This window comes from Aromatoleum tolulyticum (assembly GCF_900156155.1).
In the GTDB taxonomy this organism is placed as follows: Bacteria; Pseudomonadota; Gammaproteobacteria; order Burkholderiales; family Rhodocyclaceae; genus Aromatoleum; species Aromatoleum tolulyticum.
The window spans coordinates 41,733-50,032 of sequence record NZ_FTMD01000025.1; the positions used below are offsets into that span (position 1 = coordinate 41,733).

Sequence of the window (8,300 nt, forward strand, 5' to 3'; positions counted from 1 at the left end):
AATTGGAGCGCAGGTCCTTTCTGTCGATACTTAAAGTATCGGATTGTTGTCGGCAAAGGCTCGCCGGAAATGAAAAGCCCCCGGCGGAGTACCGGGGGCGGGGATCGGGGCTGCCGCTTGCCGTGGTCGCCTGTCAGGCGGCGTGCGGCGGCGCGTCGTGGTCGTCGGGATCAGTGGGTGACCTCGTGGCCGATGATGCCGCCGACGGCCGCACCGCCGACGGCGCCGGCAGTCGAACCAGTCACTGCATGGCCGACGCCTGCGCCGACCGCGGCGCCAAGGATGGTGCCGCCGGTCGTCGAGCAGGCCGACAGGCTGAGGGCGGTGGCCAAGACGACGAGAATCGATTTCAGGCTTTGGCTTTTCATGATCTGCTCCTTGCGGAAGGCCGGCCCGCCGGATCCACCGGCGGGGCCGGAGTTGCCGCGCTTACTTCGCCGGTTCGCTGCCGGTTGCGGGGGCGGCCGGTGGCGTCGACGTCGAATCGCCTGCCGGCGGAGTTGACGTGGCCGGTGGCGTCGGCGCGCTCGGCGCCGCGGGCGCCGGCGAGCTCATCGGCGGCGAAGTCGGCTGCGCTGCCGAACCGGACGGCATCGACGATTCCGATTCCTTCTTGCCGCAGGCCGTGAGCAGCAGCGGCGCCATCAGGGCCGCGATCAGCAGTGGCCGGGCAAGGGGCCGGGAGGTTTTCGTGGCGCTCATGATGTTCTCCTGTGTGGCGGGTTTCACTTCAGGCGGATGTCGTTCTTCACCGACGTCACGCCCTTCACGTTGCGGGCGAGCTGCACGGCCCGGTCCGCTTCCTGCGGGTTGTTCGCGAAGCCGGAGAGCTGCACGGCGCCCTTGAAGGTCACGACCTTGATGTCCAGGGCATTGACCGCCTTGTCTTCGACGAAGGCCGCCTTGACCCGGGTCGTGATCACGCTGTCGTCGATGTATTCGCCGGTGCTCTCGCGCGTCGGCGAGCCGCCGCAGGCCGTCAGCGCGGTCATCAGTGCTACGAGCAGGGTCGTTCTGGCGATGATGCGTTTCATGATGAGTCCTCCTTGTTATCGGCGATCAGGCACTTCCGCCCTTGCCGGGCTGCGGCGCCGCGCCGCGGTTCTTCTCCTGCAGCGTGCGGATCAGCGCATCCGGGCCGCCTTTCGACAGCTCGGCCGCGAAGCTTCCGCGGTAGTTCGTCACCAGGCTCACGTTGTCGATGCTGACGTCGAACACCTTCCACTGGCCGGCGTTCTTCGCGAGCCGATAATCAACGGCGATCGGCTGGCCGCCCGGCTGGTTGATCTGCGTGCGCACCATCGCCGCGCCATCCTCGCGCGCCGGGGCCGCCGGCTTGTAGCTCACGGTCTGGTTCTTGTATGAAGTCAGCGCGTTCGCGTAGGTGCGTACCAGCAGCGTGCGGAACTCACGCGTCAGCGCCTCGCGCTGCTGGGGTGCCGCCTGGCGCCACCCCTGGCCGACTGCCAGACTGGTCATGCGCGGAAAGTCGAAGTGGGGGCCGATCTTCTCCTCGATCAGCGTCATCGCCTTGCGCTGGTCGCCGGCCTGCAGCGCCTTGTCCTCGCGCAGCACGGTCAGCACGTCCTCGGTCACGCCCTTCACGAGCGCATCGGGGCTGCTTTCCTGCGCGTGGAGCGCCACGGGCGCCAGCATCAGCGGCATGCAGACGAGACAGGTTCTCAGTTGTCGAAGCATGGAGACTCTCCTTGCAGTGGACGGCGGTCGTGCGGCCGATTCGCCCGGCCGGGCGGTTGCGCAGTGCGGGCTCGTGGGAGCGGTGCGCCCTCCGCGCCGCGCCGGGCGGAATTCAGCCGACGCGGGCCGTACTTACTGTTTCGAGCGCTGTTTCGCCTTGTCGGCCGCGCTCCACTCGACCAGCGAGATCTTTCCGTTGTGGTCGGTGTCCATTGAATCGAAGCTCGACTGGGTTTCGGCGGAGCGCTTGCTCTCGTCCTTCGAGATCTGCCCGTCCTTGTCCTGGTCCAGTTCCTTGAACATCGGCGGCAGCTCGGTGCGGCCGGCCTCGGGCGACACGCCCTGCGGCGGGGTCTTCGCGGCGCCTGCCGGTGTTGCGGGCTGGGCCGGGGTCGCAGGCACAGCCGGCGTGACGGACTGCGTCGGTGTCGCGGGCGTTGCAGGCGTTGCACGCTGGGCCGGTGTCGCGGGTTGCGCCGGGTCTGCCGCCGTCACCGCGACCGGCAGCGAGCCGGCGACTGCCAGTGCGAGCACGGTAAGAATGTTTTTCATCGCTCTTCTCCTGCAGTTGTGGGGCTATCGTTCGTTCGCGGCCTCGCCGGGCGGTGCTGCTTCGCGCCATGTGCGGGGCTCGCTGCGAGCAAGACCCATGTTAGGGATCGCGCAGGAGAGGGTCTGTCGGACGAGGCGGAATCGCGTGTAGGACGATTCCTGCAAGACACGGGGCGCACGCGGCCCGTCGTGGAGATTCGCTATGAAACTGATCACGCCCTTGGGTGCGTCCCTTCGCGCATCCCTTAGCGCATACATGCGCGCCGAGCGCATCGCGCGCTTCGGCCGCCACGGCCTGCTGGCGCTGGGCTGCGTGCTGGTGCTGTCGCTCTTCGGCTCGAGCTTCTGGCAGGCCGGCACCAGCCTGCAGGCACTCGGTGACCTGCAACGGCACGCCGAGCGCACCGGGCGCGTCGACAGCCTGATGATCCAGCTCGTCGAAGCGGAGAACGGCGTGCGCGGCTACCTGCTCACGCGCAACCGCGCCTATCTGGAGCCGTACCTCAACAGCCTCGCGACGGTCACCTACACGCTCGACGACATCCACCTAGACCTCGGCAAGGGGCCGGAGAACGAGCAGATTCTCGCCCAGCTCACCGGGCTCATCACGCTGCGCATGCGCATCCTCTCCGACGAAGTCGAGCGCGGCCAGCTCATCGACCGCTCGGCCTCCGCCGATGGCCGGCGCTACATGGACGAGATCCGCAAGACGCTGGGCGAGATCAAGCGCCGCACCCGCGTGCAGGGCCAGCAGTCCTTCGAGGCGTCGATCGCCCACGTCGACCGCACCCGCTGGGTCGTCGCGACGCTGGCAGGCGGTGCGCTCGCGCTGCTGGTGGTCCTGTTCCTCGTGTTGCGCGCCCAGGTGCGTCTGCGCGAACAGATCACGAGGCTGCTCGCGCAGGAAAACGTCCGCCTCGAAAGGCAGGTGCGCGCCCGCACGGCCGAGCTTTCCGACCTCGCCAGCTACCTCACCAACACGCGCGAGGCCGAAAAGGCGCGGCTCGCGCGCGAACTCCACGACGAGCTGGGCGCCTTGCTCACCGCCGTGCGCATGGACGTCGCGTGGATCGCCCGAAAGCTCGACCCGGCCGTACTCGCGCCGCACCGCGAACGCTTCGACCGCCTGTTGCGCACGCTCGACAGCGGCATCGCGCTCAAGCGCCGCATCATCGACGATCTGCGCCCGCCGCTGCTGCAGGAGCTGGGTCTCGTCGCCGCGCTGCGCACGCTGGGCGAGGAATTCGCGAAAAATACCGGCATCCAGGTCGCGCTCGACCTGCCCGACGGCGACCTGATCCTGCCGCCCGAAACCTCGCTCGCGCTCTTTCGCATCGCGCAGGAAGCGCTCACCAACGTGCGCCGCCATGCGCAAGCCAGTCATGTCGACTTGTCGCTGCGGGTCGGTCCCGAGCGTCTGCAACTCGCCGTGGCAGACGACGGCGCAGGTTTCGACGCGGACTCGGCACACGGCCGACACGGCCTCGCGGGGATGCGCCACCGCGTACAGATGTTCGCCGGCGACTTCGCGATCGACAGCCGTCCGGGAGAGGGCACGCAAATCCGCGCGAGCCTGCCGTACGAGGGTGTCGTGCAGCCAGAACCGGCCACCGACGCCGCTCAGTGAGTCCCGGTGGCCGCTCGGCGCAGGAATTCGACGTAGTCGAGCAGGGCGTCCATCTCCAGTGCCTTGTCGAAGAAGCGATCCACCCCCAGCGTGCGGCAGCGCTCGCGCAGGTGCGCGTGGGCGTGGTTCGTGAACACCGCCGTCGCCGGCCGGCCGTAGCGCTCGGGCTTCGCCCGCAGCGCGCGCAGCACCCCGAGCCCGCTGCCTTCGCGCAGGTTGAGATCGACGATCGCCAGGTCCGGGCGCCGCTCCTCCAGCGCCGCCAGCGCCTCGGCCTCGTCGCCCGCAACGGCGACGACCGCGACGCCCTCCAGCTCCTCCAGCATCGCGCTCAGCAGACTGCCGAGGAGCGGCGAATCCTCGATCAGCAGGATTCTCAGCGGAGCGTGAGTGTGCGGCGCCATCGTCCTGCCGCCCTCACTCCACCAGCAGCCCGTGCCGGATCGCGTAGGCTGCGAGCTCCGCATTGCTCGCGACCTCCAGCTTCTCCAGCAGGCGCGACCGGTAGGTGCTCACGGTCTTCACGCTCAATGCGAGCGAGTCCGCGATGTCCGTCACCGACTCGCCGCGCGCCAGACGCAGGAACACCTGCAGCTCGCGGTCGGACAGCGACTCGTGCGGCGGCGCCGTACCACCGCCCGCCAGCTCCTCCGCGAGCAGCTCGGCGGTGCGCGCCGACACGTAGCGCCGGCCGTCCGCCACGGTGCGGATCGCGCGGATCAGCTCTTCGCGCTCGCAGTCCTTGCACAGGTAGCCGTCGGCGCCGTTGCGGATCATCGCCATCGCATAGCGCTCCTCCGGGAAGCCCGACAGCACCAGCACGCGTACGCCCTCGAAGCGTCGGCGGATCGCGCGCAACACGTCGACACCGCTCTGGCCGGGCAGGGCGAGGTCGAGCAGCACGACGTCGCACGCCGTCTCGCGCAGCGCGTCGAGCGCATCCTCCCCCGAGGCCGCCTCGAAGGCGAGCTCCAGGTCCAGCTCGTCCGCGAGCATCTCGCGAAACCCCGCGCGCACGATCTGGTGGTCATCGACAATGGCGATCCTGAGCATTCAGCCTCCCCAAAAATTGCACCTGCCGAATTAGTCAGCCGAAACCCCGTTTCCGTTCGCGCACCCCATGCTCCCGCCCGCACCCCACGTAGGGCGGGAGGAGCGAAGCGTATCCCGCCAATCCAACGCACGGGGCCGCTCCGGCCCCTCTGATACATTCGGTCTTCGGCCCCTCCCTCCCTACGCATCCCCCACCGGCAGCGCCTGCCGGTCCACCACCCGCCGCAGCACGAAGCTCGAATGCACCCCCGTCACGCCCGGAATGCGCGTGATGCGGTTGAGCAGCAGCTCCTGGTAGGCGTCCATGTCGCGCACCACCACCTTCAGCTGGTAGTCCGACGCCTGCCCGGTGATCAGCAGACACTCCAGCACCTCCGGGATGTCCAGCACCGCCGCCTCGAAGTCGGTGAAGCGCTCCTGCGTGTGCCGGTCCATCGAGATCTGGATCAGCGCCATCAGCGTCAGGCCCAGCGCCTTCGCATTCACCTGCGCGCGGTAGCCCGCGATCAGGCCGGATTCCTCCAGCGCCCGCACGCGCCGCAGGCAGGGCGAAGGCGACAGGCCGATGCGGTCGGCCAGATCCTGGTTGCTGATGCGTCCGTCCTGCTGCAGTACGCGCAGGATCTCGCGGTCGTAGCGGTCGAGTTCCATGGGATTGCCGGATTGTTGTTGGGTGTTCGTATATATATCCGCAAATGCTGCGACAGCGCAATAATCTGCCAAAAAATACGTTGATGCACTGCAAGAACGCAAGCCTCTGCCAACGCCTTTTGCGTAACATGCTTCCCATCGACAACGACATTCAGCCCCGGACCCCATCATGTTGACCGACCCGTCCCGCAAGTACCGCTCCTTCCCGCCGGTGAACCTCCCCGACCGCCAGTGGCCCGGCCGCGTCATCGACAAGCATCCCATCTGGATGAGCACGGACCTGCGCGACGGCAACCAGTCGATCTTCGAGCCGATGGACGCCGCGAAGAAGATGCAGCTCTTCCACACGCTGTGCGACATCGGCTTCAAGGAGATCGAAGTCGCCTTCCCGTCGGCGTCGCAGATCGAGTTCGACTTCGTGCGCGAGCTCATCGAGGGCAATCACATCCCCGAAGACGTCACCATCGAGGTCCTCACCCAGGCGCGCGAAGAGCTCATCCGCCGCACGCTGGAATCGATCCGCGGCGCGAAGCGCGCCATCGTGCACGTCTATAACGCCACCTCCGAAACCTTCCGCGACACCGTCTTCGGCATGACCAAGCCGCAGATCGTCGAGCTCGCCGTGTCGACCGTGAAGCTCATCAAGCAGCTCGCCGCCGAACAGCCCGAAACGCAGATCACCCTCCAGTACAGCCCCGAGACCTTCACCGCCACCGAACTCGACTTCGCGCTCGAGGTCTGCAACGCGGTCACCGAAGCCTGGGGCGCGACCCCCGACAACAAGGTCATCCTCAACCTCCCCGCGACGGTCGAGGTCGCCACGCCCAACATCCACGCCGACCAGATCGAGTGGATGCACCGCAACGTCGCGCGCCGCGACAGCGTCCTCATCAGCGTGCATCCGCACAACGACCGCGGCACCGCCGTCGCAGCCGCCGAGCTCGCCCTCATGGCCGGCGCCGACCGCGTCGAAGGCTGCCTCTTCGGCAACGGCGAGCGTACCGGCAACGTCGACATCGTCACGCTCGCGCTCAACCTCTACACCCAAGGCGTCAATCCGGGCCTCGACTTCTCGGACATCAACGCCGTCGCCAGAACAGTCGAGCACTGTACCCAGCTCCCCATCTCCCCGCGCCACCCCTACGTCGGGGACCTCGTCTTCACTGCCTTCTCCGGCTCCCACCAGGACGCCATCAAGAAGGGCTTTGCCGCTCACAAGGCGGATCAGCAGTGGAACGTGCCCTACCTTCCCATCGACCCGGCAGACGTCGGACGCAGCTACGACTCGGTGATCCGGGTCAATAGCCAGTCCGGCAAGGGCGGGATCGCCTACCTGCTCGAAACCGAATACGGCATGGTCCTGCCGCGGCGCCTGCAGGTCGAATTCGCCGCCGTCGTGCAGAAGCACGCCGACACGCACAAGGGTGAAGTCATGGCCGCCGACATCTGGCGCCTGTTCTCCGAAACCTACCTGACCAACGACAAGACGGTGCGCTACGTCGCGCATCACCTCTTCGAGCACGGCGACGCGCAGGGCATCCGCCTCACGCTCGACGTCAATGGTCAGGAACACACCCTCGTCGCCGAAGGCAACGGCCCTATCGACGCCGCCGTGCGCGCGCTCCACAGCCTTGGCATCGAGCTGCAGGTGCGCAGCTACGAAGAGCGCTCGTTCGGCAGCAGTGCCCAATGCGGCGACGCCCGCGCCTACGCGCTGATCGAAGTGGCGAAGCCCGGTGCGGGCGGCGATTGCTACGGCGTCGGCATCGACGAGAACATCGTCACCGCGTCGATCAAGGCTATGGTGAGCGCGCTGAACCGCGCCGGCGGCGCGGCGCTCGCGACGGAGAGGCCGCACGCGGCCTGACGGGGCGGAAGCGCGGGGGCGCTTCGGCGCCCGTGCCCTGCCGATCGCGGGGGCGACAAATTGGGCGTCGCCCCCGTCCGTTTCAACACGCGTGCCGTGCCCCGAGCACGCATGCCACTCCTGCCCGGCGTCGAGTTCATCGGCGACCTCCCCGCACTCTCTGCGCGGCCCACCCCCGCGACGGCCGTCTATCCCTTCGCAGACTTCCCGCGCTGCACCGTACTGATCGAGCATCAGGATTCGCCCTGTTGCGACCGCCGACCGACACCTTTCATCGACCGAACCGTAGTTTGTAGCGCCGGACGTTTCGCATGAGAAATCATGGGGTTGCGCAAGGCTGGATGCGGTACGCCGTGAGCATTTGACAAGGGCATACCGCTCGGCTAAGTTCAGTGAATCCGACACACAAGACGCCAGCACACGGAGCACTGGCACGGCGTCTCACGTCACGATAGGCCGATTCCGTCTAGCTCAATATCGACGGATTCGGCCTACTACAACTGTTAGCAGGGTGATGCAAAACCCAGTGAACGAACTGACGAGTTGATTGTCATAGAGGCATTCCCGAAACTCCCGTCCTGACAGCGATGCGCGGCCAACTCGATCCCCAGTCCTCGATGTTCCATTACTTCTCGCCCGAGTCGCGCGTGCCCGCGGATCATCCGCTGCGGCGGGTGAAGAAGCTCGCCGATCGGGCGCTCGCAGCCATTTCGGCGGATCTGAATGCGCTGTATTCGAGTGTCGGACGGCCGTCGATCCCGCCCGAGCGCCTGCTCAAGGGGCAATTGCTGATCGCGCTGTACTCCATTCGCTCGGATCGGCAGTTTTGCGAGCAGCTCGACTACAACATTC

General features: G+C 67.2%; 11 protein-coding genes. 3 read left to right on the forward strand and 8 right to left on the reverse strand.

Annotated features, from left to right (window positions below):
* Positions 1-170: 170 nt before the first annotated feature.
* From BW991_RS23015 to BW991_RS23035, 5 genes are all read right to left on the reverse strand, one after another.
* Entirely contained in the window at positions 171-368 is a 198-nt protein-coding gene (locus BW991_RS23015) for a glycine zipper 2TM domain-containing protein (RefSeq protein ID WP_076604452.1), read from the reverse strand.
* Positions 369-429: 61 nt separating this feature from the next.
* Positions 430-702, reverse strand: a complete 273-nt coding sequence (locus BW991_RS23020) for a hypothetical protein (RefSeq protein WP_076604453.1) — start codon at positions 700-702, stop codon at positions 430-432.
* 23 nt (positions 703-725) lie between these two features.
* Entirely contained in the window at positions 726-1,034 is a 309-nt protein-coding gene (locus BW991_RS23025) for a BON domain-containing protein (protein WP_076604454.1), read from the reverse strand.
* Between the two features lie 25 nt (positions 1,035-1,059).
* Positions 1,060-1,698, reverse strand: a complete 639-nt coding sequence (locus BW991_RS23030; protein WP_076604455.1) for an MlaC/ttg2D family ABC transporter substrate-binding protein — start codon at positions 1,696-1,698, stop codon at positions 1,060-1,062.
* A gap of 132 nt (positions 1,699-1,830) precedes the next feature.
* Entirely contained in the window at positions 1,831-2,250 is a 420-nt protein-coding gene (locus BW991_RS23035; RefSeq protein ID WP_076604456.1) for an EF-hand domain-containing protein, read from the reverse strand.
* Positions 2,251-2,452: 202 nt separating this feature from the next.
* Here BW991_RS23035 and BW991_RS23040 point away from each other — a divergent pair, with 202 nt between their 5' ends.
* Positions 2,453-3,877, forward strand: a complete 1,425-nt coding sequence (locus tag BW991_RS23040) for a CHASE3 domain-containing protein (protein WP_076604457.1) — start codon at positions 2,453-2,455, stop codon at positions 3,875-3,877.
* On the opposite strand, the gene BW991_RS23045 is transcribed toward BW991_RS23040, so the two are convergent.
* The 3 genes from BW991_RS23045 to BW991_RS23055 all read right to left on the reverse strand — a co-directional run bounded on the left by BW991_RS23045 (position 3,871) and on the right by BW991_RS23055 (position 5,581).
* Positions 3,871-4,281, reverse strand: coding sequence for a response regulator (locus BW991_RS23045; RefSeq protein ID WP_076604458.1), 411 nt, complete (start codon positions 4,279-4,281; stop codon positions 3,871-3,873). The genes BW991_RS23040 and BW991_RS23045 overlap by 7 nt on opposite strands.
* A gap of 13 nt (positions 4,282-4,294) precedes the next feature.
* Positions 4,295-4,930 carry a response regulator gene (locus tag BW991_RS23050; protein WP_076604459.1) on the reverse strand — a complete coding sequence of 212 codons (636 nt, stop codon included), beginning with the start codon at positions 4,928-4,930 and terminating at the stop codon, positions 4,295-4,297.
* 180 nt (positions 4,931-5,110) lie between these two features.
* On the reverse strand, positions 5,111-5,581 hold the full coding sequence (locus tag BW991_RS23055) for an Lrp/AsnC family transcriptional regulator (RefSeq protein WP_018992720.1): 471 nt from the start codon (positions 5,579-5,581) through the stop codon (positions 5,111-5,113).
* Positions 5,582-5,750: 169 nt separating this feature from the next.
* Here BW991_RS23055 and leuA point away from each other — a divergent pair, with 169 nt between their 5' ends.
* On the forward strand, positions 5,751-7,448 hold the full coding sequence (gene leuA, locus BW991_RS23060) for a 2-isopropylmalate synthase (RefSeq protein ID WP_076604460.1): 1,698 nt from the start codon (positions 5,751-5,753) through the stop codon (positions 7,446-7,448).
* A gap of 587 nt (positions 7,449-8,035) precedes the next feature.
* On the forward strand, positions 8,036-8,300 hold a 265-nt coding region (locus tag BW991_RS23065), incomplete at its 3' end, for a transposase (RefSeq protein WP_139335883.1).

What these genes read in the sequence shown, in the direction of transcription:
- BW991_RS23015 (WP_076604452.1), bottom strand. Translation starts at nt 368, where the DNA reads ATGAAAAGCCAAAGCCTGAAATCGATTCTCGTCGTCTTGGCCACCGCC.
- BW991_RS23020 (WP_076604453.1), bottom strand. Translation starts at nt 702, where the DNA reads ATGAGCGCCACGAAAACCTCCCGGCCCCTTGCCCGGCCACTGCTGATC.
- BW991_RS23025 (WP_076604454.1), bottom strand. Translation starts at nt 1,034, where the DNA reads ATGAAACGCATCATCGCCAGAACGACCCTGCTCGTAGCACTGATGACC.
- BW991_RS23030 (WP_076604455.1), bottom strand. Translation starts at nt 1,698, where the DNA reads ATGCTTCGACAACTGAGAACCTGTCTCGTCTGCATGCCGCTGATGCTG.
- BW991_RS23035 (WP_076604456.1), bottom strand. Translation starts at nt 2,250, where the DNA reads ATGAAAAACATTCTTACCGTGCTCGCACTGGCAGTCGCCGGCTCGCTG.
- BW991_RS23040 (WP_076604457.1), top strand. Translation starts at nt 2,453, where the DNA reads ATGAAACTGATCACGCCCTTGGGTGCGTCCCTTCGCGCATCCCTTAGC.
- BW991_RS23045 (WP_076604458.1), bottom strand. Translation starts at nt 4,281, where the DNA reads ATGGCGCCGCACACTCACGCTCCGCTGAGAATCCTGCTGATCGAGGAT.
- BW991_RS23050 (WP_076604459.1), bottom strand. Translation starts at nt 4,930, where the DNA reads ATGCTCAGGATCGCCATTGTCGATGACCACCAGATCGTGCGCGCGGGG.
- BW991_RS23055 (WP_018992720.1), bottom strand. Translation starts at nt 5,581, where the DNA reads ATGGAACTCGACCGCTACGACCGCGAGATCCTGCGCGTACTGCAGCAG.
- leuA (WP_076604460.1), top strand. Translation starts at nt 5,751, where the DNA reads ATGTTGACCGACCCGTCCCGCAAGTACCGCTCCTTCCCGCCGGTGAAC.